This window comes from Micromonospora sp. NPDC049275, from assembly GCF_043197115.1.
In the GTDB taxonomy this organism is placed as follows: domain Bacteria; phylum Actinomycetota; class Actinomycetes; order Mycobacteriales; family Micromonosporaceae; genus Micromonospora.
On the sequence record NZ_JBICSN010000014.1, the window covers coordinates 15849 to 41765 of the forward strand.

At 71.8% G+C, this 25917-nt stretch carries 22 protein-coding genes; 3 read left to right on the forward strand and 19 right to left on the reverse strand.

The window, feature by feature from the left end:
• Position 1: 1 nt before the first annotated feature.
• The 8 genes from atpA to glyA form a co-directional block, all read right to left on the reverse strand.
• Positions 2-1654, reverse strand: a complete 1653-nt coding sequence (gene atpA / locus ACGFIE_RS28235) for a F0F1 ATP synthase subunit alpha (RefSeq protein WP_393300213.1) — start codon at positions 1652-1654, stop codon at positions 2-4.
• 168 nt (positions 1655-1822) lie between these two features.
• Positions 1823-2644, reverse strand: coding sequence for a F0F1 ATP synthase subunit delta (locus tag ACGFIE_RS28240; protein ID WP_393300216.1), 822 nt, complete (start codon positions 2642-2644; stop codon positions 1823-1825).
• A complete protein-coding gene (locus ACGFIE_RS28245; RefSeq protein ID WP_393300515.1) occupies positions 2644-3183 on the reverse strand; it encodes a F0F1 ATP synthase subunit B in 540 nt (179 codons plus the stop codon). Before ACGFIE_RS28245 ends, ACGFIE_RS28240 begins: the two co-directional genes overlap by 1 nt.
• Before the next feature lie 31 nt (positions 3184-3214).
• Positions 3215-3457, reverse strand: coding sequence for an ATP synthase F0 subunit C (locus ACGFIE_RS28250; protein ID WP_358107021.1), 243 nt, complete (start codon positions 3455-3457; stop codon positions 3215-3217).
• Positions 3458-3522: 65 nt separating this feature from the next.
• Complete coding sequence (gene atpB / locus ACGFIE_RS28255; protein WP_393300219.1) at positions 3523-4320, reverse strand: F0F1 ATP synthase subunit A; 798 nt, start codon at positions 4318-4320, stop codon at positions 3523-3525.
• 11 nt (positions 4321-4331) lie between these two features.
• A complete protein-coding gene (locus ACGFIE_RS28260) occupies positions 4332-4568 on the reverse strand; it encodes an AtpZ/AtpI family protein (RefSeq protein ID WP_266245732.1) in 237 nt (78 codons plus the stop codon).
• 189 nt (positions 4569-4757) lie between these two features.
• Positions 4758-5168, reverse strand: a complete 411-nt coding sequence (locus tag ACGFIE_RS28265) for a hypothetical protein (RefSeq protein ID WP_393300518.1) — start codon at positions 5166-5168, stop codon at positions 4758-4760.
• Between the two features lie 7 nt (positions 5169-5175).
• Complete coding sequence (glyA, locus tag ACGFIE_RS28270) at positions 5176-6465, reverse strand: serine hydroxymethyltransferase (protein WP_393300222.1); 1290 nt, start codon at positions 6463-6465, stop codon at positions 5176-5178.
• Between the two features lie 35 nt (positions 6466-6500).
• Between glyA and ACGFIE_RS28275 the strand changes: the two genes are divergently transcribed.
• Positions 6501-7964 carry an SDR family oxidoreductase gene (locus tag ACGFIE_RS28275; protein ID WP_393300225.1) on the forward strand — a complete coding sequence of 488 codons (1464 nt, stop codon included), beginning with the start codon at positions 6501-6503 and terminating at the stop codon, positions 7962-7964.
• 19 nt (positions 7965-7983) lie between these two features.
• On the opposite strand, the gene ACGFIE_RS28280 is transcribed toward ACGFIE_RS28275, so the two are convergent.
• From ACGFIE_RS28280 to prmC, 4 genes are all read right to left on the reverse strand, one after another.
• Entirely contained in the window at positions 7984-10098 is a 2115-nt protein-coding gene (locus ACGFIE_RS28280) for a transglycosylase domain-containing protein (RefSeq protein ID WP_393300228.1), read from the reverse strand.
• Positions 10099-10204: 106 nt separating this feature from the next.
• Positions 10205-10816, reverse strand: coding sequence for a phosphotyrosine protein phosphatase (locus ACGFIE_RS28285; protein ID WP_393300231.1), 612 nt, complete (start codon positions 10814-10816; stop codon positions 10205-10207).
• Positions 10817-11464, reverse strand: coding sequence for an L-threonylcarbamoyladenylate synthase (locus ACGFIE_RS28290; RefSeq protein ID WP_363680494.1), 648 nt, complete (start codon positions 11462-11464; stop codon positions 10817-10819).
• Positions 11464-12411 carry a peptide chain release factor N(5)-glutamine methyltransferase gene (gene prmC / locus ACGFIE_RS28295; RefSeq protein ID WP_393300234.1) on the reverse strand — a complete coding sequence of 316 codons (948 nt, stop codon included), beginning with the start codon at positions 12409-12411 and terminating at the stop codon, positions 11464-11466. The genes ACGFIE_RS28290 and prmC overlap by 1 nt, the downstream gene beginning before the upstream one ends.
• A gap of 72 nt (positions 12412-12483) precedes the next feature.
• On the opposite strand from prmC, the gene ACGFIE_RS28300 reads away from it, so the two are divergent.
• Positions 12484-14031, forward strand: a complete 1548-nt coding sequence (locus ACGFIE_RS28300) for a diguanylate cyclase domain-containing protein (protein WP_393300237.1) — start codon at positions 12484-12486, stop codon at positions 14029-14031.
• 36 nt (positions 14032-14067) lie between these two features.
• Here ACGFIE_RS28300 and prfA read toward each other — a convergent pair whose 3' ends face one another.
• On the reverse strand, positions 14068-15156 hold the full coding sequence (gene prfA / locus ACGFIE_RS28305; protein WP_393300240.1) for a peptide chain release factor 1: 1089 nt from the start codon (positions 15154-15156) through the stop codon (positions 14068-14070).
• Positions 15157-15283: 127 nt separating this feature from the next.
• Positions 15284-15508, reverse strand: coding sequence for a 50S ribosomal protein L31 (gene rpmE, locus ACGFIE_RS28310; RefSeq protein WP_007464546.1), 225 nt, complete (start codon positions 15506-15508; stop codon positions 15284-15286).
• Between the two features lie 275 nt (positions 15509-15783).
• Here rpmE and ACGFIE_RS28315 point away from each other — a divergent pair, with 275 nt between their 5' ends.
• Positions 15784-16680, forward strand: a complete 897-nt coding sequence (locus ACGFIE_RS28315) for an AAA family ATPase (RefSeq protein WP_393300243.1) — start codon at positions 15784-15786, stop codon at positions 16678-16680.
• A 144-nt stretch (positions 16681-16824) separates the two neighbouring features.
• On the opposite strand, the gene rho is transcribed toward ACGFIE_RS28315, so the two are convergent.
• The 5 genes from rho to ACGFIE_RS28340 form a co-directional block, all read right to left on the reverse strand.
• Positions 16825-19029, reverse strand: coding sequence for a transcription termination factor Rho (gene rho, locus ACGFIE_RS28320; protein ID WP_393300246.1), 2205 nt, complete (start codon positions 19027-19029; stop codon positions 16825-16827).
• Positions 19030-19324: 295 nt separating this feature from the next.
• Positions 19325-20269, reverse strand: coding sequence for a homoserine kinase (gene thrB / locus ACGFIE_RS28325; protein ID WP_393300249.1), 945 nt, complete (start codon positions 20267-20269; stop codon positions 19325-19327).
• A 66-nt stretch (positions 20270-20335) separates the two neighbouring features.
• Positions 20336-21580, reverse strand: a complete 1245-nt coding sequence (locus tag ACGFIE_RS28330) for an MFS transporter (RefSeq protein WP_393300252.1) — start codon at positions 21578-21580, stop codon at positions 20336-20338.
• 11 nt (positions 21581-21591) lie between these two features.
• Positions 21592-22407: a polysaccharide deacetylase family protein gene (locus ACGFIE_RS28335; RefSeq protein WP_393300255.1), complete on the reverse strand. Its 816-nt coding sequence runs from the start codon at positions 22405-22407 to the stop codon at positions 21592-21594.
• Between the two features lie 158 nt (positions 22408-22565).
• Positions 22566-25865 carry an efflux RND transporter permease subunit gene (locus tag ACGFIE_RS28340; RefSeq protein ID WP_393300258.1) on the reverse strand — a complete coding sequence of 1100 codons (3300 nt, stop codon included), beginning with the start codon at positions 25863-25865 and terminating at the stop codon, positions 22566-22568.
• Positions 25866-25917: the final 52 nt, after the last annotated feature.

Here is a 25917-nt window from a genome sequence, read left to right on the forward strand (position 1 = left end):
ATCAGCTCTCGGCCGGGCGGTCGGTAGTGCCGTCGCGGAAGCGGGTCACCGTCTCGCGGTTCTCGTCGCCCTCCAGCGGCTGCGCCGGCGCGTCGTTGACCTTGCGCTCGTCGGCCTTGCCGAGGAAGACCTGCTTGAACTCGGTGATCGCCGCCTCCAGGGAGCCGACGATGTCGTCGCCCCACTGGTTGTCGGCGATACCGGCCAGCACACCCTCGTGCTTGTGCCGCAGGTACTGGAGGAACTCCGCCTCGAAGCGCCGCACGTCACCCACCGGGATGTCGTCCAGCTTGCCCTCGACGCCGGCCCAGACCGAGACGACCTCCTGCTCGACCGGGAACGGCGAGTAGTTCGGCTGCTTCAGCAGCTCGACCAGGCGGACACCGCGGTCCAGCTGGGCCCGGGAGGCCCGGTCCAGGTCGGAGGCGAAGGCGGCGAACGCCTCCAGCTCGCGGTACTGGGCCAGGTTGAGCCGCAGCGAACCGGCGACCTTGCGCATCGGCTTCACCTGCGCGGCGCCACCGACGCGGGACACCGAGGTGCCGACGTTGATGGCCGGCCGGACGCCCTGGTTGAACAGGTCCGTCTCCAGGAAGATCTGGCCGTCGGTGATCGAGATGACGTTGGTCGGGATGAAGGCCGAGATGTCGTTGGCCTTCGTCTCGATGATCGGCAGACCGGTCATCGAGCCGCCACCCAGCTCGTCGGAGAGCTTCGCGCAGCGCTCCAGCAGGCGGGAGTGCAGGTAGAAGACGTCACCCGGGTACGCCTCACGGCCCGGCGGGCGACGCAGCAGCAGCGACACGGCCCGGTACGCCTCGGCCTGCTTGCTCAGGTCGTCGAAGACGATCAGGACGTGCTTGCCGCCGTACATCCAGTGCTGCCCGATGGACGAGCCGGTGTACGGGGCCAGGTACTTGAAGCCGGCCGGGTCGGACGCCGGCGAGGCGACGATGGTCGTGTACTCCATCGCGCCCGCCTCCTCCAGCTGCCCCTTGATCGAGGCGATGGTGGAGGCCTTCTGGCCGATGGCGACGTAGATGCAGCGAACCTGCTTCTTCGGGTCGCCGGTGCGCCAGTTGTCCCGCTGGTTGAGGATGGCGTCCAGGGCGACAGTGGTCTTGCCGGTCTTGCGGTCGCCGATGATCAGCTGACGCTGACCCCGACCGATCGGCGTCATCGCGTCGATGGCCTTGATGCCGGTCTGCAGCGGCTCGAACACCGACTGGCGGGACATCACGTTCGGAGCCTGCAGCTCCAGCTCGCGGAAGCCCTCGTTGGCGATGTCACCGAGCCCGTCGATGGGCTGGCCGAGCGCGTCGACCACGCGGCCGAGGAAGGCGTCGCCGACCGGAACGGAGAGAACCCGCTCGGTGCGCTTGACGCGCTGCCCCTCCTCCAACTTGGCGGAGTCACCGAGAACGACGACACCGATCTCCCGGACGTCGAGGTTCAACGCCACGCCGAGCGTGCCGTCCTCGAACTCCAGGAGCTCGTTGGTCATGGTCGAGGGCAGGCCCTCGACGTGGGCGATACCGTCACCGGTGTCGGCGACGGTGCCGACCTCCTCGCGGGAGACGTCGGACGAGTAGGAGGAGACGTAGCGCTCCAGGGCGCCGCGGATCTCCTCCGTCGAGATGGTCAGCTCGGCCATCCTCTGCTTCCTTAAAATTCAGGGGCCCGGGATACCTAGTACCGACCGGTCCGAATGGCGTCTGTCAATCCGGGCGCTGCGGCGGCGGAGCCGCCCCAACGTCGAGGCGGCGAAGCCACCGCATTGCTGAGGTAGCGCAGCCACCGCGTTGCTGGGCGGCGAAGCCGCTCAGCGCTTCGCGAGCGCGTTGCGGGTCTCGTTGAGGCGGCGAAGGATGGTGCCGTCGTACAGGTCGGAACCGACCCGCACGCTCACGCCACCCAGGACGTGGGGGTCGACCGTCTGCTTGACGGAGACCTCTCGACCGTATATCGCGCTGAGGCTCGCTCCCAGTCGGCGCTCGTCCGAGTCACTCAACGGAGCCGCGACGGTCACGTACGCCACCTGCCGGTCGCGTCGCTCGGCGGCGAGCTCCACCAGGCGGGTGAGTGCCCCGCTGAAGGAGCGACCGCCGAACCCGCCCAACGCCACCTCGACGAGGCGGACGGTAACCGGGCGGGCCTTGTCGGCGAGCAGCTCGCGGGCCAGGGTGGCCCGCTGCTCGACCGGGGCGACCGGGTCGGCAAGCGTGTTGCTCAGCGCCGACTGACCCGACACGACCTGACCGAAGCGGAACAGCTCGTCCTCGACCTCGCCCAGCTCGCCGGCTTTGTCGGCGCTGGCGAGCAGCGCCTCCACGCCGAGGCGCTCGGTGCCGTCGAGCAACTCCGACGGCGCCGACCAGCGGCCGGACACCAGCGTCACGAGCAGGTCGAGAGCGTCGGCCCCGATCCGCCCGCCCAGCATGTCGCCGAGCAGTGCGCCGCGGTCCGCGCCGGAGCGAGCCGGCTCGGACAGCGCCCGACGCAGCCGCGGCTCACGCCGCAGCAGGGTCGCGACGGAGAGGATGGCGTCGGCGGTGGACGTCACCGCCGACGGCTCCGCGCCGCGGACGTACGCGTCGAGGCGCTCGGCCGCGACCTTGTACGACTCCCGGCTGGCGGCCTGCATCAGCGGGCCCCCGTGCTCTCGAGGCCGCTCAGGAACCGGTCGACGGTGCCCTTGCGCCGCGCCTCGTCGGTAAGCGACTCGCCGACGATCTTGCTGGCGAGGTCCACCGCGATCGTGCCGACCTCGGCGCGCAGCTCGCGCACGATGGTGGCCCGCTCGGCGGCGAGCTGGTCCTTGCCGGCCTGGATGACCCGGTCGGACTCTTCCCGTGCCTTGGCGAGGATGTCCTGCCGGATGCCCTCGGCGTCGGCCCGCGCGTCGTCCCGGATCTTGGCGGCGTCGGTGCGAGCCTCGGCGAGCTGGGCACGGTACTGCTCGAGCAGCTGGTTCGCCTCGGCCTGGGCGGCCTCGGCGCGCTTGATGCCGCCCTCGATCGCGTCGACCCGAGCCTGGAACGTCTGCTCCATGCGCGGGAAGACGAACTTCATCAGCACGAAGCAGAGCACGGCGAAGGCGATCGTGCCGACCACGATCTCCTGCCCGATCGGAATGATCGGGTTGTGGTCTGACTCACCACCCTCGGCGGCGAGGAGGAACAACATGGGTGACCTCCCGGTCGAAAGGGCTGGATCAGGCTGCGGAGCCGGCCCAGATGAAGCCGAAGGCGATGCCGAACAGCGCGAGCGCCTCGATGACGGCGAAGCCGATCCAGACGTACGGCAGGGTCATCCGCGAGGACTCGGGCTGGCGGGCGGTCGACTGGATGTAGGCGGCGAAGACCAGGCCAACGCCGATGCCCGGGCCGATGGCGGCGAGACCGTAGCCGATGGCAGCGGTGCTACCGGTGACCTCGGCGAGAACGCTAGCGTCCATTGGTGTGGTTCCTCCTGGTTATCACGCGTGACTCTCACGCGGGACGACAACGGTTGGTGCGTGGATCAGTGCTCTTCGGCGATCGCGCCCTGGATGTAGCTGGCGCTCAGCACCGTGAAGACGTAGGCCTGCAGGACGATTACCAGCGCCTCGAGAAGGGTCAGCGCCACGGTCATCACCCAGGACACCACCGAGACCGGTGCCAGCCAGGCGTTGGCGCTCAGCATCGCGAAGCCGCCGAGCGTGAAGACCAGCAGGAGCATGTGGCCGGCGAACATGTTCGCGAAGAGACGTACGGCAAGCGAGAACGGCCGGATGATGAAGGTCGAGAACGCCTCGATCGGGACCAGCAGCGGCAGGATGTACCACGGTGCCGGCGGGATCAGGGCGTGCTTGAAGTACTTCCCGAAGCCGTGGTGCCGGATGCCGATGTAGTTGAACAGCACGTAGCTGATCACCGCGAGGATCGCCGGGAAGGCGATGTGCGAGTTCGGCGAGATCTGGAACAGCGGGATGATCGCGAACGCGTTCGTCAGCAGCACGAAGCAGAACAGCGTCGTGAAGTACGGAGCGAACCGCACACCCTGGTGCCCGATCATGTCGACCGAGATGTTGTTGCGCACGAAGCCGTAGATCGACTCGGCGAACCACTGCTTCTTGGTCGGCACCAGCTTCGGGTTCCGATAGGTCGCCAGGAAGAAGATGATCAGCACGCCGACCGCGATCCAGATCATCAAGGTGAACTTGGTGACCCAGTACGAATTTTCCACACCCCAGGGCAGGATGCTGGGCAGGTAGAAGTCCTCCACACTGGGTGGGAATTCCGCCTGGCCAGCTGCCAGGACGTTCGCCTGTCCGAACACCGCGTCCCTTCCTAAGTAGGCGTGCCGAGTCGGCGGATGACCAGGATGACTCCCCCAGCCATGCCGAGCACGAAGCCGATGCCGGTGGCGACGCCACCGGTGTCGAGCCACTGGTCGACCAGCCAGCCGATGAAACCCCACACGAGCATGCCTCCGACGAGGTAGCTGAGCGCGGTCCAACCCTGACCGGCGCCGGACGGATAGTCGTCCGGTTCACCAGCGGGACGGGGGGTTTGGTCATCAGCCATGACGGGGCGAACGATATCAGCCGGGAAGACGAGGCTGTGCCTCACCCCCCGCACAACCATCGTTGTGTGGGCATCTCGGGGCTCGCGTCGTCTGTGGGCACGCTACTCCCCTTCCGCCCGTCGGTGAATGACCGGAGGCCGACACGTTCCCGCGCGTCCGCTGGTTGGGACGACCGGCCGATCGGCAGGTCAGCCCCGCGGTCGACGAGCGTGCACCGTGGTCAGCCACCAGAGGTGCACCGCTGTCCACACTGCCACCCCGGCGACGATGCCGAGGCAGAGAGGGATCAACCCGGTCCAGCCGGTCGAGGCCACCGCCACCAGCACGACACCCAACAGGGTGAACTTCAGCACGTACAGGCCCAGCCCGAGCGGCAGCAGCAACTGCGGGTTGATCTGGTCGGCCCGGGCCAGCACCACAGTGGTGAGGGTGTAGCTGAACACCGTGACGCCCACGCCGGCCGCCGCGCCGAGCGCGGCGGTCACGCCGCCGGTCACCGCGCCCACCACCGCGGCGACCACGGCCAGCCCCACCGACGCGCCCAGCAACACCGGCAGGTGCCGCAACCGCCACCGCCGGTCGGCGGCGGCCTCGACCACCCCGGGCTCAGCCACGGGGGTACGCCGGGAACGCTGCGGCCAGCTCGGCCACCTCGGCGCCGATCCGGGTCAGCGCGTCGACGCCGCCCGCGGCACCCGGATCCGTCCGCACCGCGCGGGCGATCAGGGCCGCCACCTGCCGCAGCTCACCCTCCCGCATGCCCTGGGTGGTGACGCTCGGCGTGCCCACCCGGAGCCCCGAGGCCACCAGCGGCGGCTGTGGGTCGTACGGGATGGCGTTCTTGTTGAGCGTGATCGCGGCGGCGTCGCAGCGGGCCTCGGCCTGGGCGCCGGTCACGCCCAGCTCCCGCAGGTCGATCAGGGCGAGGTGGGTGTCGGTGCCGCCGGACACCGGACGCATCCCCTCGTCGGCCAGCCCCGCGGCGAGCGCCTGCGCGTTGCGGACCACCTGGCCGGCGTACGTCTGGAACTCGGGTTGGGCCGCCTCGCGCAGCGCGACCGCCTTCGCCGCGACCGCGTGCATGAGCGGGCCGCCCTGCGTGAACGGGAAGACCGCCTTGTCGATCCGCTGGGCCAGCGACTCGCGGCAGAGGATCATGCCGCCGCGCGGCCCGCGCAGCACCTTGTGCGTGGTGGCGCAGACGACGTCGGCGTACGGCACCGGGGACGGGATCGCCCGGCCGGCGACCAGGCCGATGAAGTGCGCGGCGTCCACCATGAGGTACGCGCCGACCTCGTCGGCGATCTCCCGGAACCGCGCGAAGTCGATCAGGCGCGGGTACGCGGTGGCACCGCAGATGATCAGCTTGGGCCGGTGCGTCCGGGCCAGGTCGCGAACCTCGTCGTAATCGATCAGCTCGGTGTCCGGCCGGACCGGGTAACCGACCGGGCGGAACCACTTGCCGGAGAAGTTGACCCGGCTGCCGTGGGTCAGGTGCCCGCCGTGCGGCAGGTCCATCGCCAGCACCGTGTCGCCCGGCTGCACCAGCGCGGCGTACGCGGCCAGGTTGGCGCTCGCCCCCGAGTGCGGCTGGAGGTTGGCGTGCTCGGCCCCGAACAGCTCCTTGGCGCGGGCGATGCCGATCTCCTCGGCCCGGTCCACCTCGGCGCAGCCGCCGTAGTAGCGCCGACCCGGATAGCCCTCGGCGTACTTGTTGGTGAGCGTCGAGCCGAGCGCGGCCAGCACCGCCGGTGAGGTCAGGTTCTCGCTCGCGATGAGCTGCAGGCCGCCGCGCAACCGGTCCAGCTCGCCGAGGACCACCCCGGCGATCTCCGGGTCGGTGGCCCTGAGCTGCGCGAAATCCGGCCCCCAGAAGGTGCTCGTCTCGGTCTCCACAGCGAACGAGTCTAGGCGGCCGCAGACTGGGAGCTGTGAGATGCCTCGTCACCGGCGCTACCGGATACATCGGCGGGCGGCTGACGCCGCTGCTGCTCGCCGACGGCCACACCGTACGCTGCCTCGCCCGCAAGGCCGTACGGCTGCGCGACGTGCCCTGGGCCTCGGCGGCCGAGATCGTCGAGGGCGACCTGAGCCGCCCGGAGACCCTGCCCGCCGCGTTCGCCGACGTGGACGTCGCGTACTTCCTGGTGCACTCGCTGGGCCGGTCCGACTTCGAGGCGGCAGACCGGACGGCGGCTACCAACTTCGCGGCGGCGGCCCGCGCGGCAGGCGTACGCCGGATCGTCTACCTGGGCGGCCCGGAGCCGGCCTCCGACGCCGAGGTCCCCTCGCCGCACCTGCGGTCCCGCGCCGAGGTCGGTCGGATCCTGCTGGCCAGCGGGGTGCCCACCGCGGTACTCCGCGCCGCGGTGATCATCGGCTCCGGCTCGGCGTCGTTCGAGATGCTGCGGTACCTGACCGAGCGGCTGCCCGCCATGATCACCCCACGGTGGGTCCGCAACCGGATCCAGCCGATCGCGGTCCGCGACGTGCTGCGCTACCTGGCCGGCTGCACCGCGCTGCCGCCCGAGGTCAATCGCGGCTTCGACATCGGTGGGCCCGACGTGCTCACCTTCCGCGAGATGATGCAGCGGTACGCCCGGGTGGCCGGCCTGCGCCGACGGATCATCGTGCCGGTCCGACCGCTCACCCCGTCGCTGTCCTCGCACTGGGTCGGCCTCATCACCCCGGTGCCGAACGCCATCGCCCGCCCACTCGTGGAGAGCCTGATCCACGAGGCCGTGGCGCACGAACACGACATCGCCAGGTACGTGCCCGACCCACCGGACGGCCTCACCGGCTTCGACGACGCGGTGGCACTGGCGCTGGCCAAGGTGCGCGACGCCCAGGTGGAGACCCGCTGGTCCACCGCGAGCGGCCCGGACGCGCCGGCCGAGCCGCTGCCCACCGACCCGGACTGGTCCGGCGGTACCGCGTACACCGACGTCCGGGAGCGCACTGTCGACGCGTCACCGGCGGCGCTGTGGCGGGTCATCGAGGGCGTCGGCGGCGAGCACGGCTGGTACTCGTTCCCCCTCGCCTGGTCGGTGCGCGGCTGGCTGGACCGGCTGGTCGGCGGGGTGGGACTGCGGCGGGGCAGGCGTGACCCGCACCGCCTCCAGGTCGGCGAGGCGCTGGACTTCTGGCGGGTGGAGGAGATCGTCCCGGGTGAGCTGCTGCGGCTGCGCGCGGAGATGCGACTGCCCGGCCGCGCCTGGCTGGAGATGCGGGCACTGCCCGTCGACGGCGGGCGCAGCCGCTACCAGCAGCGCGCCGTCTTCCTGCCCCGCGGGCTGGCCGGCCACGCCTACTGGGGGTCGGTGGCCCCGTTCCACGCGGTGGTCTTCGGCGGCATGGCCCGCAACATCGCCCGCAACGCCGAACAAACCCCCTGACCACCCCGCCTCCGACGGGTCAGTTGCCGGTGCGGGCTCCGGTCGTCTGGAAGGCGGCGCGTTCGCTCGGCGGGACGAAGTCGCGGACCGGCTGGTCGCGCAGAGCGACGCGGAGCACCTCCCCCACCGCTGTCACCATCTGCGCCTGCACCGCCTGACCGACCGCGTCGCGCGGGTCGTCCGGGTTGGCCGCCATCGAGGCGACGGCCAACTGCGGGGTGAAGGCCACCACCGTCTCCGTCTCGTACCGCTCGGAGCTACCGGTCTTGCCGGCCACCGGGCGACCGAGGCGGGCACGCAGGTCGGGCGCGGTGGCACCGTCGCACCGCCCGTACATCGACTGGTCGCCCACCGGGCAACGGGCCGCGTCCGCCGCCGCCCGCGCCACGTCGGTGTCGAGCACCTGTCGGCAGTCCGGCTTGGCGGCGTCCACGGGCCGGCCCGCCGAGTCGCTTATCGAGACCACCGGCAGCGGCGCGCACCAGGTCCCCTCGGCCGCCACCGTGGCGTACGCGGTGGCCAGGTCCAGCGGGGTCGTCGCGGCCACGCCCAGGGTGAACGGGCCCCAGTTCTTCGCGCCGTAGCGGGCCAGCCGCTCGTCGGAGTCGGCGCGCAGTACGACGCCGAGCCGCTCGGCCATCTCCACCACCCGATCGGCGCCGACCCGCTCGGTCAGCCAGGCGAAGTAGGTGTTCACCGACCGGCCGAACGCGGTCCACATGGTGCGGGGGCCGTCCATCGACGACGGGCTGGCGTTCGACGGGCACCAACGGCCGTCGCAGCTTCCCGTCCCCGTCGCCGGGAACCGGGTGAGCAGTTGGCTCGGCGCCGTGAACTCGGTCGACAGCGGCAGGCCGGACTCCAGCGCGGCCAGCATGGCGAACAGCTTGAACGTCGAGCCGGCCTGGTAGCCGTCGATGGCACCGCCGCCGGCGACGAGCTGGTTGACAGTGTTCGGATGGTTCTTCTGCCCGACCGGGTTGTCGGCGACGCTGTAGGTGCGGTTCACCGACATCGCCAGCACCCGCCCGGTGCCGGGCTGCACCACAGTGGTCGGCACCGCCCGCGCCTCGGTCGGGCGGTAGATCTTCAGCACCTGCTCCGTGGTGGCCCGCTGCACCGCCGGGTCCAGCGACGAGACGATGGAGAAGCCGCCCCGGCGCAACGTACGCTGCCGCTCGTCGGCACTCGACCCGAACGCCGACTGGCTGCTCCACCAGCGGGTGAACCAGTCGCAGAAGAAGCCCCAGTCGTTGTGCCCGTCGGGCACCCCCGTGCAGTCGTTGGGCGTCTGGCTGGGCCGCAACTGCAACGGCTCGGCCTGCGCCGCCGCCGCCGCGTCGGCAGGCACCTGACCGGTCTCCACCAGCCGTTCGAGCACGTACGTCCGTCGGCCCAGGGCGCTGTCGGCGTCCCCGTTGATCGGGTCGTCGCTGTCCGGCGAGCGGACCAACCCGGCCAGCAGTGCGGCCTGGGCCAGTGTCAACTCGGCCGGCGAGCGGGAGAAGTAGCGCTTGCTGGCCGCCGCGATCCCGTACGCCCCGGCGCCGAAGTAGGCGATGTTGAGATAGCGGGTGAGGATGTCCTCCTTGCTCAGCTCCCGCTCCAGCGCCAACGCGTACCTCATCTCCTGGAGCTTGCGGGCGGTGGTGACCTCGGTGGCCGCCTGGCGCTCCCGCTCGGTCAGCCGGGGGTCGCTGCTGAGCACGTTGCGGACGTACTGCATGGTCAGGGTGGAGGCGCCCTGCCGGGTCTTGCCGTCCCGCTTGTTCACAGTGAAGGCGCGCACGACGCCGCGCAGGTCCACGCCGCTGTGCTGGTAGAACCGGACGTCCTCGGCCGCCACGATGGCCTGGCGCATCACCGGGGCGACCTCGCGCAGCGGGACGTCCACCCGGTCCTCCTGGTAGAAGGACGTGATCAGGGTGGCGCCGTCGTTGGCGTAGAGGTTGGAGCGCTGGGCGGTGGGCGGCGTACGCAGCGTGCTGGGCAGCTCCGAGTAGGGCGTGGACAGGGCGCTGAAGCCGATCCCGAAGACCAGGGCCGCGGGTAGGGCGGCCCCGGCCAGCACCAGTCCGGCCAGCACACCGGCGATCACCACGGTCAGCAGTTTGTCGAGTCGGGCCCGGATCATCAGCTCTCCCCGCAGGAGCCGGTCACGCTAGGACCCGTTCAGAATGACCCGGAACGCCCCTTTCGCCCCTGGTTTTCCCCAAACCCGGAGGAAACTCGCACGACGCTCAGGGCAGCAGCGCGGCGGCCAGCGGGTGGACCGTCTCCTCGATCTCGTCGGCGACCCTGGTGAAGCACTGGTCACCACGACCCCAGGGATCGTCGAGATCGTCGGTGGGCAGCGAGGACGCGCCCAGCCGACTGTCGTGCGCCGCCGCCACCAGGGCCACGCCCCGGGCGTACACCGCATCCGGGGTCGCCTCGGCCGCCGGCAACGCGGCCGCGTCCACCGCGGCCAGCAGGCGGCCGAACTCACCAAGCACGAAGGTGCGGGCCGCCGCGTCCGGGCGCAGCGCCACCACGTACTCCTGCTGGTCGGCCGTGGCCGTCAGGACCAGATCGGCGGCGTCGATGTGGTCCGAACGCAGCTTGCGCGCCGCGAAACCCTCGACGGCGCCGCCACGGTCGATGACCTGGCGCGCGGCCGGCGGGTTCATCTCCTCGCCCGCGTGCCAGCCGCCGGTGCCGGCGCTGTGGCTGTGCAGCAGCTCCTCGGCGGCGGCCGGGTCCTGCGCACGCCGGGTCAACCGCTCCCGCATCGCGAGGGCGAGCAGCCGCTCGGCCATCGGCGAACGACAGATGTTGCCCATGCAGACGTGCAGGACGGTGAACGGGGGCACTCAGACCCCCTGGACGTCGACGAGATCCGGGACGACGTCCCGCAGCTTCTCCAGCGGGATCGCACCGGCCCGCAGCAACTGCGGCACCTCGCCGGTCAGGTCCACGATCGTGCTCGGCACCGGGTCCGGGCAGGGCCCGGCCTCCAGGTACGCGCGCACCGAGTAGCTGAGCTGGTCACGCGCCTCCTCGGCGGTGACCGCGGCCGGCTGGCCCGTCTTGTTGGCCGAGGAGACAGCCATCGGGCCGGTCTCCCGCAGGACCTCCAGGGCCACCGGGTGCAGCGGCATCCGCACCGCCACGGTGCCCGTCTTGTCGCCCAGGTCCCACTGGAGGCTCGGCGAGTGCTCGACCACGATCGTCAGGGCACCCGGCCAGAACGCCTCCACCAGGTCCCGTGCTGCCGTGGGCAGCGAGAAGACCAACCCGTCCAGGGTGTGGCGCGAACCGATCAGCACCGGCGGCGGCATCTGCCGACCCCGGCCCTTCGCGTCCAGCAGCGCCTTGACCGCGTAGGGCGTGAACGCGTCCGCGCCGATCCCGTAGACCGTGTCCGTCGGGAGGACGACAAGCTCGCCGTTCTTGACCGCCTCGATGGCCGCAGCGATGCCGCGGTCCCGATCGGCGGGCGATCGGCAGTCGTAGAGCATCACGAGGAGTCAGTCTGCCACGCCGGCCCGGACGCGGTGTGCTGGCCGTCCGCCCGTCGGGACGCGGTCGCGTAGCGGGGGCGGCCGGTGAGGTCCGGATGCTCCGTGACCGCCTCGAACCGGCCGTCGGAGGCGAACAACGCCGGCACCGCCACGCCGTGTGTGTCGTCGTGCTCGACCCCGATGACGCCGCCGGGGCGCAGCAGCGCCGCCGCCCGGCCGATCACCGGCCGGATCACCGCCAGACCGTCCACGCCGCCGAAGACCGCCTCCGCCGGATCGTGCGCCGCCACCTCCGGCGGCACCACCACCTCCACCGGCACGTACGGCGGGTTGCAGAGCAGCACGTCCACCCGGCCCGCCAGGTCGGCAAGCAGGTCCGGCGCCGTCACGTCGGCCTCGACCACCTCGATCGGCCGGTCGCCCGCGGCGGCCCGCTCGGCCGCGTTGCGGCGCAGCCACGCCAGCGCCGCCGGGGACCGCTCGACAGCGATCACCCGCGCCCCGGGTAGCTCCTGCGCCACCGCCAGGGCGATGGCGCCGGTGCCGCTGCACAGGTCCACGACCAGTGGCTCGGATCTGCCCCGCCCCTGCTCGACACCCCAGCCCGCCAGCAGTTCCGTCTCCGGACGGGGCACGAAGACGCCCGGACCGACCGCCAACTCCAGATGCCGGAATCCCGCCCGACCGGTCAGGTGCTGCAACGGCTCCCGACGGACGCGACGGCCGACCAGCTCGTCGAGCCGGGTCAGCTGGGCGTCGTCCAGGTCGTCGGCGAGCGCCAGACGACCCCGGGGCACCCCCAGCACGTACGCCGCCAGCAGCTCGGCCTCCACGCGCGCCGGGCCCACCCCGGCGGCGGCGAGCGCCCGCGCCGCGCGGGCGACCGCGGCGGACGGACGGGTACGTCCTGTCCCTTCGGGGGGGTGTTGCGGCAGAGTGGTCACGCGACAATCATGAGGCGTCACGGACGACGCCACGAACGGGTGCGTCAAGACGCACACGGCAGGAGGTTGTGGGTGGGCTGGCTCGACCGGGTCCATGACCAGGTTGACACCCTCAGGCAGGCGCGGGCTTTGCAAGAAGCAAGTCGCTCCGCGGAGTCGTACGCGTTGCTGGAGCGGGTGATCCGTACCACCACCGACCCGGCGGCCCGCGCGGACGCCCTCGTGCAGCGCCTCTCCGCGCTGATCAATCTCGGTCGGACGGCGGAGTTCACCCGGGCCATCGAGGAGGCGTCGGCGGCCGTTCGCGATCTCGCTGAGCCCTACCTGCACGGGCACCTCAACGCGCTGGCCGCGCTCGCCGCGCACCACCAGGGCGCGCTGGACCGCTGCGTCACCCACCTCGTCAAGGCCGCCCGGGCGCTCAGCGCCGTGGAGGACCCGGACCGGGACACGGCGTGGGGCTGGCACGACCTCGCGATGGCCTACAGCTACCTCAGCTTCCACGGCTACGCCCTGGGCGCGATCGAACGCGCGCGGCAGCTCGGGTCGACCTCCGGCATCCCCGAGGAGACGTTCGCCGCACCGGGCATCCGGCTGCGCAACGCCGTGGCACTGGACCACAACGGGGACAGCGACGGCTGCCTGCGGGTCCTGCGGGACGTCGCAGCCGACCTGGCCCGGTTCGTCCGCAGCGGGCGGGCCGGCCGGCTGCGCCCGAGCAGCCTCGCCGCGTACGGATATTCGGCGGCCCGGCAGGCCGCGCTCGGCGACCCGCTGGAGTCGACAGGCGAGGCCGAGCCGTCCCACCTGCTCAGCCACGGCGGGGACAGCGCCCGTGCGCGGGACATGCGACAGCTCGGCATGGTCTGCCTGGCCATCGCGGACGGTCGACCCATCGAGGCGGTCGCCCGGCTGGACACCATCCGGGTGTCCACCGAGACACTCGGCGCGGCCGAGCCGGCCCGGCTGCGCAGCATCGCGCTGGCCCGCGCCGGCGACCACCCGGCGGCGCACCGGGCCGACCGGCTGGCGTTCCGGCTCGCCGCACAACGCAACGACCGGCTGCGCGACGTCTACATCGACGGCATCGCCGCCCGCATCGACCACGAGGAGATGCGCCGGGAGGCGGCACGGTACGAGGGTGAGGCGCTTACCGACCCGCTCACCGGGCTGCCCAACCGGCGCCGGCTGGAGCGGTACATCACCGCCGTCGTCACCCGGGGCGAGCGGGTCGTCATCGGCGTCTGCGACCTGGACGGCTTCAAGGCGGTAAACACCCGCCACGGGCACCACTCCGGCGACCTGGTGCTGCAACGCATCGCCGGGGTGATCAACCGGGTGATGCGCCGGGGCGACTTCGTGGCCCGCTACGGCGGGGACGAGTTCGTGGTGGTGCTCCCGGAGACCGGCATGACCGAGGCCGCCGAGGTGGCCCGCCGGATCGAGGCGGCGGTGCGCAACGAGGACTGGGAGTCCCTGGTGCCGGGCACCCCGGTCGGCGTGAGCATCGGCTTCGCGGAGGTGTCCGGTGGCGGCGGGCTGCGCGACGCGCTCAGCGTCGCCTTCGAACAGGCCGACCGGGAGATGCTACGGGCGAAGTCACGCCCCCGCGCGAGCTGACCGCACGCACCGCGCGATCGATCGGCGGCGGTCCGGTCAGCGGCGGGTCAGCTCCGTGTCGCCGGCCAGCCGGGCGGCGCGGTCGGCCTCGGCCAGGGCGTCCAGCACCCCGTCCAGGTCGCCGGCGAGCGCCAGGTCCAGGTTGTACGCGGTGTAGCCGATCCGGTGGTCGGTGATCCGGTTCTGCGGGAAGTTGTACGTGCGGATCCGCTCCGAGCGGTCCACCGTCCGCACCTGCGCCTTGCGGGCGTCCGAGGCGGCGGCATCGGCCTGCTCCTGGGCGGCGGCGAGCAGCCGGGCCCGCAGGATCCGCATCGCCTGCTCCCGGTTCTGCAACTGGGACTTCTCGTTCTGGCAGGAGACGACGATGCCCGTCGGCAGGTGGGTGATCCGCACCGCCGAGTCGGTGGTGTTCACCGACTGGCCGCCCGGCCCGGACGACCGGAACACGTCGATGCGCAGCTCGTTGGCGTCGATGGTGACGTCGACGTCCTCGGCCTCGGGCAGCACCAGCACGCCAGCCGCGCTGGTGTGGATCCGGCCCTGCGACTCCGTGACCGGGACGCGCTGCACCCGGTGCACGCCGCCCTCCCACTTGAGCCGCGACCAGACGCCGTTGCCACCCTCGGGTACGCCCTTCGTCTTGATCGACAGCGAGACGTCCTTGACCCCACCGAGGTCCGAGTCCTGCGCGTCGATCACCTCGGTGACCCAGCCGTGGCGCTCGGCGTACCGGGTGTACATCCGCAGCAGGTCGCCTGCGAACAGCGCCGACTCCTCGCCACCCTCACCGGCCTTGATCTCGACGATCACGTCCTTGGCGTCGTGCGGGTCACGCGGGATGAGCAGCTCGGCGAGGCGCTCCTCCAGTCCCGGCAGGGACGCCGCGATCGCCTCGGTCTCGGCCGCGAACGAGGGGTCCTCGGCGGCCAACTCGCGGGCCGCGGCCAGGTCGGCGCGCGCCTGCTCCAGCTCACCGGCGGCCTTGTGCAGCGGCACCAGCGCGGCGTACCGGCGACCCACCCGGCGCGCGGTGGCCTGGTCGGCGTGGATGGCCGGGTCGGCCAGCCGCTTCTCCAGCTCCGCGTACTCGTCGAGGAGGCCGGCCAGACGCTCGCTGCTCATGCTGCGGATGCTCCTTCGAGGATGCGACACCGGCCGACTCGACGGTCGGACGCCGGGCGGGAATCAGGCAGAACGCGGACGGCGCCCGTGCCCGGTGAAAAACCGGACACGGGCGCCGAACGGGGAGTTACTTGGCCTTCTTGGCCTGAACCTTGGCGTACTTCTGCTGGAACTTCGCGACCCGGCCGGCGGTGTCGAGAACGCGCTGCTTACCGGTGTAGAACGGGTGGCAGGCGCTGCAGGTCTCGACGTGGATCGCCCCGCCCTTGGCGGTGCTGCGGGTCGTGAACGTGTTACCGCAGGAGCAGCTGACCTCGGTGGTCACGTACTCCGGGTGGATGTTTGCCTTCATCTCGCCTCGGTCCTCTCGTTGGTGGTCGCCGGGTCGCCGTCATCACTCGTCGCGCCGTACACGACGGGCTCGGGCGTGAACCGGAACCGGTGGCCGATTGACCAGTGTGCCATGGGCCTGAGCCGACCCGGCAAGCGGGCCGCACACCTCGTCCGGCATCGTCAACACGTGCCTACCCGTCCGCATTCCCGCCGCCTGCCGGGGCAATCGCGCACCCTGGGAGCCGCCGCCGCGTACCCCAGCGGGGGTACGCCTGTCGAGCCTGAGGTGTGCCGATGACCCGACTGATCGCGACCCGAGGGCTGCCCGCCTCGGGCAAGACCACCTTCGCCCGTACGCTCCAGCCGTCCGTGGTGCGGGTCAACCGGGACGACCTGCGCCGGATGCTGCACGGCGAGCGCCTGTTCACCCAGTGGGCCGAGGCCCAGGTGACAGTCGTGCAGCGGGCCCAGGTGGAGGCGCTGCTGCGGGCGCGGGCGGACGTCTGCGTGGACGACACCAACCTCCGCGCCCGTTCGTTGCGGGGCTGGGCCGAGCTGGCCGCCCGACACGGCGCGGATTTCGAGGTGCACGACTTCACCGACGTACCGCTGGACGAGTGCCTGCGCCGCGACGCCGCCCGCCCGGCGGCCGAGCAGGTCGGCGCGGACGCCATCCGCCGGCTGCACGAGCGGTACCTGGAGGGCCGGAGCCTGCCCCTGCCGGTGCCGCAGGCCAGCAGCGGAGGACCCGCCGCCGTGCACCCGCCGTCGACCGAACCGCCGGAGATCGTTCTGGTGGACATCGACGGCACCGTCGCGCTGGCCGTGTCCCGCAGCCCGTACGACATGACGCGGGTGGGCCAGGACCAGCCGAACCCGGCGGTGATCGCGGCGGTCCGGGCCATGCACGCCGCCGGGTACGGGGTGGTCTTCTGCTCCGGGCGGGACGCCTCGGCCCGAGCGGCCACCGAGGCGTGGCTGGCCCGGCACGTCCGGGTCCCCTACCTCGGTCTGCACCTGCGCGCCGTCGGCGACACCCGGAAGGACTCGATCGTCAAGCGGGAGATCTACGACCGGGAGATCCGGGACCGTTACCGGGTGGTCGGGGTCTTCGACGACCGCGCCCAGGTGGTCCAGATGTGGCGGGCCCTCGGCCTCACCGTCTTCCAGGTGGCCGACGGCGACTTCTGAGGCGAGGGGTTCCCGGACGGTGCGGCATCCGTCCGTCGTGGACGATGGCCGGGACGGGCTGGGTGTGTCGGCCTCCTGGCGGACACGACGAAGGGGCACGGCCACAGCGGCCGTGCCCCTTCGTCGTTGGTCACCCGGGGATGGTTACTCCCCCGGCGTGGACTTCGCGATCTGCATCAGGAACTCGATGTTGGTGCGGGACTGCTTGAGCCGGTCCAGCAGGAGGTCCATCGCCGCCTGCGAGTCCAGCGAGTGCAGCACCTTCCGGAGCTTGTGGATGATGGCCAGCTCCTCGGGCGCGAGCAGGACCTCTTCCTTCCGGGTGCCGGACGGGTTGATGTCGATGGCCGGGAAGGTCCGCTTGTCGGCGATCTTCCGGTCCAGCTTCAGCTCCGCGTTACCGGTGCCCTTGAACTCCTCGAAGATGACCGTGTCCGCCATGGACCCGGTCTCCACCAGCGCCGTGGCGATGATGGTCAGCGACCCGCCGTTCTCGATGTTGCGGGCCGCGCCGAGGAAGCGCTTCGGCGGGTAGAGCGCGGTGGAGTCGATACCACCCGACATGATCCGGCCGCTGGCCGGCGCCGCCAGGTTGTACGACCGGCCGAGCCGGGTCACCGAGTCGAGCAGCACGACGACGTCGTGGCCCAGCTCGACCAGGCGCTTGGCCCGCTCGATCGCCAGCTCCGCCACCGTCGTGTGGTCCTGCGGCGGACGGTCGAACGTGGCCGCGATGACCTCGCCCTTGATCGACCGCTGCATGTCGGTGACCTCTTCGGGCCGCTCGTCGACAAGCACCACCATGAGGTGGCACTCCGGGTTGTTCCGGGTGATCGCGTTCGCGATCGCCTGGAGCACCATCGTCTTACCCGCCTTCGGCGGAGACTGGATGAGCGCCCGCTGGCCCTTGCCGATCGGCATGACCAGGTCGATGACCCGGGTGGTCAGGATGTGCGGCTCGGTCTCCAACCGCAGGCGCTCCTGCGGGTAGAGCGGCGTGAGCTTGTAGAACTCCGGCCGCCGCCGCGCCTCGTCCGGCTCCATCCCGTTGATCGTGTCCAGCCGCATCAGCGGGTTGTACTTGTCCCGCCGCTGGTCGCCGGTGTTGCCACCCTCGCGGGCCGCACGCACCGCGCCGGTGATCGCGTCACCGCGGCGCAGACCGTACTTCTTGATCTGGGACATCGAGACGTACACGTCGTTCGGGCCGGCCAGGTAACCGGTCGTCCGCACGAAGGCGTAGTTGTCGAGCACGTCGATGATGCCGGCCACGGGGACGAGCACGTCGTCCTCGCCGACCTGCGGCTCACGGCCACCGGTGTCGCCACCGGTCTCCGCCCGCTCGCCACGGCCGCGCCGACGGTCGCGGAAGCGGCTACGCCGGCCACGCCGACCGCCGCCCTCGCCGTCATCGTCGTCGTTGTCCCGCTCGACACGCTGACCGCGGTCGTTGCGGTCGGCGCGCTCCGAACGGTCGTTGCGCTCGCCGCGCTCGCCCCGGTCGTTGCGGTCGCTCCGGTCGTTGCGGTCGGTCCGCTCGCCACGGTCGGCACGCTCGCCCCGATCGTTGCGCTCGGCCCGCTCACCACGGTCGGCGCGGTCGTTACGCTCGCCGCGATCGTTGCGGTCGGTCCGATCGTTACGGTCGGTCCGCTCGCCACGGTCGGTCCGCTCGCCACGGTCGGCACGCTCGCCCCGATCGTTGCGCTCGGCCCGCTCACCACGGTCGGCACGGTCGTTGCGCTCGGCGCGGTCGCGACGGTTCTCGCCGCGCTCGGGCCGCTCGCCGGCCTCCACCTCGTCGGTGCGAGCCTCGGAGGAGCGGACCTCGGCGGAACGCACCTCAGAAGTGCGCGCCTCAGAGGTGCGCGCCTCAGAGGTGCGCGGCTCAGAAGTGCGCGCCTCAGAGGTGCGCGGCTCAGAGGTGCCGGCCTCGGAGGCACGGGATTCGGCCGGGGCGGTCCGGCTGCGCCGGGTACGACCACGACCCTCGGTCGCAGTCGCCGGCTCGGCCGACGCCTGCTCGGTGTTGCGGCCCTCGGTCGCCGGGCGATCCACGCTCTCCCGCACCTCCTCACGGGCCGGAGCGGCCGCAGCCGCGACCTCGGCTCGCGGTCGAGGGGTCCCGGCGGCGTTGCCGCCCTGCCGCTCGGAGATCGCGGCGATCAGCTCACCCTTGCGCATGCGAGCCGTGCCGGAGATGCCGAGCGACGCGGCCAGGCTCTGCAGCTCTGGCAGCAGCATCGCCGACAGACCGGTGCCGCTGCGCCGACGACGGGCGGGAGCGGCAGCGGTGGCATCGCCAGCGACGTTGGAAACATCCGACGTCACGTCGGTGGTGTCGCTCAATGGATTCCTTCCCTCGATAAGGCCGGGACTGCCCGGAGTCGGAGCTCAGGTGGCCGGGCGGCCTCGGTGCACCCGCCTCGCAAGGACGCGTCGCGGGAGTCTGTGACACAGCAGCCGGTGGTTTCCCGACCCACCAAAAGTCGGTGAGCAGGTCTCGCCGTCTGCGGCGACCTGTGGAAACTGCGGTGCGGCGTGGGCCTTGGCAGGGGTGACGGGCTGACCGCCGAGAGCTTCGGGGGTGCGCCGCCCCGCAGGAGATCGCGTGCTTCGCGGCTGTGCTAGGTCTAGAGCGTAATCAACTCTTCCGACCTGCGGCAACAGGGTCCCGCTCGGCGTGTCCCAGTCTACCCCGGGCGACCCGGGCACCGCTGACGTCTATCGGTAACTGCCAGATCTGCCAGTCTGTTCCCGCGTCGAGGCTCGGCGGCGGCTCGCTGAGCGCCAGCACGCTCGGCCCGGCCCCACTGACCACAGCCGCCACACCTGCCGCGCGCAACTCGCTGACCAGGGCAGATGTGCCGGGCATCCCGGGTGCGCGGTAATCCTGGTGGAGGCGGTCGACGGTCGCCGGCAGCAGCAGCGCCGGGGCCGTGGTGAGCGCGTGCACCAGCAACGCCGCCCGCCCCGCCGTCAACGCGGCGTCGGCGTGGGGCACGGTGGCCGGCAGCGCCGCCCGCGCGGTCGCGGTCAGACCGCGCTCGGCCGGTACGAAAACCGTGGGTCGTACGTCGTCGGCGACCGGCAGGGACACCGCCCGAGCGCCGCCCGGCTCGGACCAGGCCACGGTGAAACCGCCGAGCAGGCACGGCGCGACATTGTCCGGGTGGCCCTCGATCTCGGCGGCCAGCCGGAGCACACCCGGCTGGTCCAGCCGGCGCTCGCCGTCGACGACCAGGGCACGGGCCAGCAGCACCCCGGCGACGATGGCTGCCGACGACGACCCCAGGCCACGCGCCTGCGGAATGCGGTTCACGCACTCGACGCTCAGGCCGCCGGGCTGCCCGCCGAGAACGTCGAAGGTGGCACGCATGGCCCGGACCACCAGGTGCCGGTCGTCGTCCGGCAGCTCACCCGCGCCCTGCCCGGTGACCGTCACCTGGACGCCGGCGGGCGCGACCTCGGCGGCCAGGTCGTCGTAGAGCCCGAGGGCGAGCCCCAGCGCGTCGAAGCCCGGACCGAGGTTGGCACTGGTCGCGGGGACCCGGACCCGGACCGGCCCGGCGGTGAAGTTCGTCGGCACGCGCTCATGCTAGGGGTCGACACCGACGATCCGGCCCGCCGCCCGCACCATGGGACCGCCGGGTCTTCAGCCGGCCGGGTTGGGTACCGGCTCGGTGGCCGGATCGGTCAGGGAGAGCCGGCGCGTGGCGATCCGCCAACCGACCGCGTACACGAGGGTGACGAGCCCGCAGCCGGCCAGCACCACCCGCTCGTCCACCACGTCCACCACCAGGGCCACCGCCAGTTGACTCACCGAGATGGCAAGCGTCGCGAGCATCATGTCGGTGGCGAAGACCCGGCCGCGCAGCCGGTCCGGCACCTCGCCCTGGAGGGCGAAGTTCGACATCACCCAGTTGCTGCCGCCCGCGAAGTGCGCCACGAACACCAGCAGCAGCACCAGCGGGAACCAGCGGACCACCGACGTACCCAGGTAGGACAGACCGTAGAGCGACATGGACAGCGCGAGTCCGGGCAGCAGCCAGGACCTGTTGGTCAACACCCGGCGCATCAGGATCGGCCCGACCAGGGCACCGGCCCCGCGGACCGCGAAGAGCAGGCCGGCGCCCAGCGAACCGACCCCGTAGACGCCGGCGAGCAGCGGAAACACGGTCAGCACGCCGTTGCCCAGGCCGACCGCCGACTTGACCGTGACCAGCGCCAGCACCCGTGGCCGGTGCCCGATGTAACCGAGCGCCTCGCGGACCGCCGACCACGTGCGCTGCGCCGGCAGCTCCGGGTCGCGGGGCGCCTGCAGGGGCCGGCGGATCCGGGTGGCGAGGCCCGCGGCCAGGGCCAGGCCCACCGCCGCCACCCAGAAGCAGGCGTACGGGCCGGCAGCCGAGCTGAGCACACCACCCAGCGAGGCGCCCACCACCGTCATGGTGCCCCAGGCCGAGCCGGCCACGGCGTTACCGGCGGCCAGCTCGTGCGGTTCCAACACGTTGGGGAGCGCGGCCTGGGCGGCCGGTGAGTAGAACGCCTTGGCGACCGCGACGACCCCGATCGCCACCAGCGCCAGCCACGCCGTACCGCGGTTGCGTACGCCGAGGAGCAGCAGCACGCCGGCCAGCGCGGCCACGTTCGCGGCAATCATGATCTTGCGGCGGTCGAAGCGGTCGGCGATCGTGCCGGTGTACGGCAGCAGCAGCGCCACGATGCCGGTGTCCACCGCCAGAACGAGTGCGCCCCAGACCCCGCTGCCGGTCAACTGGGGCAGCAGCACCAGCAGCGGCACCATGACGAACCAGTCGGCGCCGAAGACCACCAACTCGGCGAGGAAGAGGTTGCGAAAGCTCCGGTTGCCGGTGAGGACCGCGAGGGTGGACGCCACGCAGCGGGACCCTACCCGGTCGGCGTGGGGGCCACACCGGGTGCCAGCAGCGCCGAGACGGTGACGAAGGTGTAGCCACGCGCCCGCAGCCCGGCGATCATGTCCGGGAGGCCGTGCAGCGCGACCAGACGTCGCCGGTCACCGACATCGTGCCCGAGCACTATCGTCCCCGGCCGGACGCCGGCCACGATCCGCCGGGCGTGGCCGGCCGGGTCGTCGGGAAACTCCCGCTCCACCATCTGCGACGACCAGAGCACGAGCCGGTAGTTCAGCCGGGCTGCCGCGTGCAGCACCGCACCACCCAGGTGGCCGTACGGCGGGCGGACCAGCCGCGGCGGCGTGCCCGTCACGTCGGCGATCGCGTCGTGGCTGCGGTGCAGGTCGTCGTACGCCTCGGCGGCGTCCAGTTGGGCGAGGTCCCGGTGCGCCCAACTGTGGTTGCCCACCTCGTGCGTGGCGAGCCTGTCGCGCACGAGGTCGGCGTGCTTCCTGACCTGGGCGCCGACCAGGAAGAACGTCGCGGGCACCCGGTGCTGGGCGAGGGTGTCCAGCACCATGGGCGTCCACCGTGGCGCCGGCCCGTCGTCGAAGGTGAGCGCGACCAGCCGCTGCGTGGTCGACCCCGACCAGATGACCGGCACGGCGCCGGCGCCGACGTCCTGCGGCCCGTTGCCGACCGTGGCGCTGGCCGGGCCGCCCGCGAGCGGCAGCCGCCGATGGGTGAGCCACACGTCGGTGGCGCCCGCCCCGGCGGCCGCACCGGTCACCACCAGAGCCCCCCGGCGCAGCAGATCGCGCCGGGACCACCCATGCGCGCTCTCGGTCATCCACCCGCCCCGCTCGCCGGCACCTCACCATTGCTACCTGGAGTATGCAAGACGTGACGCGAGGTGCAGCGCCCGTCGACCGATCGGAGTGTCCGAGGGGGCACGGCGAACGCCCCCGGCGAGCGAGCCTGCCGGGGGCGTTCGCGGATGTCGTCCGACTACTCGGTCGGCTCCGACGGGGGCAGCGGCGAGCGACGGCTGCGGGGCAGCCGTAGCACCTCGAACTGGTCCGTGCCGTCCACGAGCGCGCCCGACGGGGTGGGGCGTGCCGCCGCCGGCTGCGAACCCTCGGCAGGCGTCGAGGCCGGTGCGTTCGTCGGCACTGCCACCTGGTTCGGGCCGTCCGGCTCGACGCCCTCCGGCGCGGTCGGTCCGGTCGGCGCGGTCACCGTCGGGTCGCCGGAGCGCCGCCGACGACGACGCTCCCGCAGCGACTCCTTGGTGTGCTCCACCATCGTGTAGAGCGTCGGCACCAGGATCAGCGTCAACAGCGTCGAGCTGAGCAGGCCGCCGATCACCACGACCGCCAGAGGCTGCGAGATGAAGCCACCCTCGCCGGTCAGTCCGAACGCCATCGGCAGCAACGCGAAGATCGTCGCGACCGCGGTCATCAGGATCGGGCGCAGCCGGCGCCGGCCACCCTCGACCACCGCCTCCCCGACCCCCATGCCCTGTGCCCGGTACTGGTTGATCAGATCGAGCAGCACGATCGCGTTTGTCACCACGATGCCGACGAGCATCAGCACACCGATCAGCGCCGGCACTCCCAGCGGAGTCCCGGTCACCAGCAGCAGACCGATCGCGCCTGTCGACGCGAACGGAATGGAGATCAACAGGATCAACGCCTGCGTGAGGCTCCGGAACGTGGCCACCATGATCAGGAACACGATCGCGATGGCGACCAGCACCGCCAGGGCCAGGTCACCGAAGGCGTCCGCCTGATCGGCGCTGACGCCACCGATGGTGAAGCTCGCCCCCGGGACGTCGATACCGTCGAGCCGCTTCTGCAACTCCTTGGTGGTCGCACCCAGGTTCGAACCGGTCGCGGCACCTGTCACCGAGACGCTACGGTCGCCGTCGATCCGGGTGACCTGCTGCGGCCCCTCGGCCTGGGTGACGTCCGCGATGTCGTCCAGCTTGACCGGCCCGATCGGAAGGGCCCGCAACTGCTCCAGCGACACCGGCGCGGTCGCGCTCAGCCGCAGCACCACGTCCTGCTGGTGGCCGTCGAGCGCCACCTGCCCCAGCGGAGCGCCACGGAACGCCTGCGACACGAGCTGACCCACGGCGGCCTCGGTGAGGCCGACCCGTCCGGCGGCGACCCGGTCGACCGTCACGTCGACCCTCGGCACCCGCTCCGCGAGGCTCGTGGTGACGTCCTCGACGTCCGGGACACCTGCCATCGCCGTCCGGGCCGCCTCGGCGGCCCGGGTCAGCACCTCCGGGTCACCGGCCTGGACGATCACCTCCAGCTGGCTGGTCGAGGCGTCCTGGCCACCGCCGAAGCTGACCTCACCCAGGCTGGTGCCGATCTTGTCGAACTCCCGGCGCAGCTCCTCACGGACCTGCTTGGCGTCGGTGTCCCCGTCGAGCGCCAACGACCAGCTCGCGACGTTGTTGCCTCCGCCGCCCGCCCACGGGCTGTCGCCCCCGCCGGCGGTCACCTGGTACGTGTCGACCCCGTCGACCCGACCGAGGACCGCCTCGACCTGCTTGGCGGCCGCGTCGGTGGCGGCCAGACCGCTGCCCGCCGGCAGTTCCTGCCGGAAGCTGAGCGTGTCCTGACCGGAGTCGTCCAGGAAGTTCGTCTCCAACTTCTGCGCCAACCCGAAGGTGCCGAAGAGCACCAGCAGGCCGAGCCCGACGGTGATCCAGCGGGTCGACCGCTTGCGGGTGGCGAACCCGATCACCGGCAGGTACGCGCGCTGCAACGGGTTGCGCAGCTCCTTCTCCTCGGCGTCGCGGCGCACCGCCTCGTCGTCGACGGTGCCGCCGCGCGGCTTGAGGAACCAGTACGCAAGCACCGGGATCACGGTCAGCGAGACCAGCAGCGAGGCGAGCAGCGCCACCGTCACCGTGATCGCGAACGGCGCGAAGAGCTGCCCGACGAACCCGCCGACCAGGGCGATAGGTGCGAACACCGCCACCGTCGTGAGGGTGGACGCGGTCACCGCGCCGGCCACCTCGCGAACGCCGGTGACGATCGCCTGCCGCTTCTCCTCGCCGTACTCCAGGTGTCGTTTGATGTTCTCCAACACCACGATCGAGTCGTCCACCACCCGGCCCACCGCGATTGTCAGCGCGCCGAGGGTCAGCAGGTTGAGTGAGTAGTCGCCGATCCACAGGGCGATCAACGCCACCAGCACGGAGAGCGGGATGGAGACCGCGGTGACCACAGTCGAACGCACCGACAGGAGGAAGACCAGGATGACGATGACCGCCATCACCAGACCCAGCAGGCCCTCGGTGGTCAACGACTCGATCGACTTCTCCACGAACGGCGCCTGGTCGAAGACCACTGTCAGCTCCGCGCCGGAGGCGTCCTTCAGGTCGGCCAGCCGGTCCCGGATCTCGTGCGAGATCTCCACCGCGTTGCCGTCCGGGGCAGCCGTGACGGCGATGCCGAGGCTGTCCTTGCCGTTGGTCCGGGTGATCGCGGTGGCCGGGGCGAGCTGCTGCTCGACCGCCGCCACGTCACCGAGACGAACCGGTGTCGCGCCGGGCGCGACGATGATGCCGCGCAGATCGTCCAGGGTCGCGATCGGCGTGCCGACCTGCACCGGAAGGGCCAGGCCGCCGTTGGTCACCGCGCCGGCCGGCACCGACACGCCGTTGGTCTTCAACGCGGCGCCGATCGCGGTCGGCTGGACCTTCGCCGCGGCCAGCTTCGCCGGGTCCGGGGTGACCACCACGACGTCGTCGCGGGTTCCGGTCACCTCGACCGTACGGACGCCCTCGATGCCCTCCAGCTCCGGCACCACTGTCGCGCGCAGCTTCTCGGCGAGCGCCCGCTCGTCGGCGCCGCCGGCCGCGGCCAGCACCACCGCCGGCAGGTCGTCGGTGCTCCCCGCGATGACCTGCGGGTCGACGCTCTCCGGCAACTGGGCGTCGATCCGGCTCAGCGCGGTCTGCATCTTGTTGACCACGTCGTCCAGGTCGGTGCCGAACTCGTACTGCACCTGGACCGTGGCCGACCCCTCGCGGGACGTGGAGGTGACCTTGTCCAGCCCGGGAATGCCCTGCAGGGCGTTCTCGATCGGCTCGGTCACCTGCGACTCGACGATCTCGGGGCCGGCGCCGGGGTAGGCGGCCACGATGAACGCGGCAGGGAACTCGAGCGACGGCAGCAGTTGCTGCTTAAGTGACGGCACGGCGAACGCTCCGAACGCCGTAATCACCACCGCGATGAGGGCGACAAGCCCTCGGTTGGCGAGGCTGAATCTGGCGAGCAGCGACATCGGCCTGGCTCACTCCTGAAAGAGAATGCGGGCGGGGATAGGGGAAAGTGTG

Bases quoted from the DNA above. Each gene is read 5' to 3' on its own strand.
- ACGFIE_RS28290 (WP_363680494.1), bottom strand. From the start codon at position 11,464: ATGCTCTACGACTGCCGATCGCCCGCCGATCGGGACCGCGGCATCGCT.
- ACGFIE_RS28240 (WP_393300216.1), bottom strand. From the start codon at position 2,644: ATGCAGGCCGCCAGCCGGGAGTCGTACAAGGTCGCGGCCGAGCGCCTC.
- ACGFIE_RS28260 (WP_266245732.1), bottom strand. From the start codon at position 4,568: ATGGCTGATGACCAAACCCCCCGTCCCGCTGGTGAACCGGACGACTAT.
- ACGFIE_RS28335 (WP_393300255.1), bottom strand. From the start codon at position 22,407: ATGACCGAGAGCGCGCATGGGTGGTCCCGGCGCGATCTGCTGCGCCGG.
- ACGFIE_RS28340 (WP_393300258.1), bottom strand. From the start codon at position 25,865: ATGTCGCTGCTCGCCAGATTCAGCCTCGCCAACCGAGGGCTTGTCGCC.
- prfA (WP_393300240.1), bottom strand. From the start codon at position 15,156: ATGAGCAGCGAGCGTCTGGCCGGCCTCCTCGACGAGTACGCGGAGCTG.
- rpmE (WP_007464546.1), bottom strand. From the start codon at position 15,508: ATGAAGGCAAACATCCACCCGGAGTACGTGACCACCGAGGTCAGCTGC.
- ACGFIE_RS28250 (WP_358107021.1), bottom strand. From the start codon at position 3,457: ATGGACGCTAGCGTTCTCGCCGAGGTCACCGGTAGCACCGCTGCCATC.
- ACGFIE_RS28315 (WP_393300243.1), top strand. From the start codon at position 15,784: ATGACCCGACTGATCGCGACCCGAGGGCTGCCCGCCTCGGGCAAGACC.
- atpA (WP_393300213.1), bottom strand. From the start codon at position 1,654: ATGGCCGAGCTGACCATCTCGACGGAGGAGATCCGCGGCGCCCTGGAG.
- ACGFIE_RS28280 (WP_393300228.1), bottom strand. From the start codon at position 10,098: ATGATCCGGGCCCGACTCGACAAACTGCTGACCGTGGTGATCGCCGGT.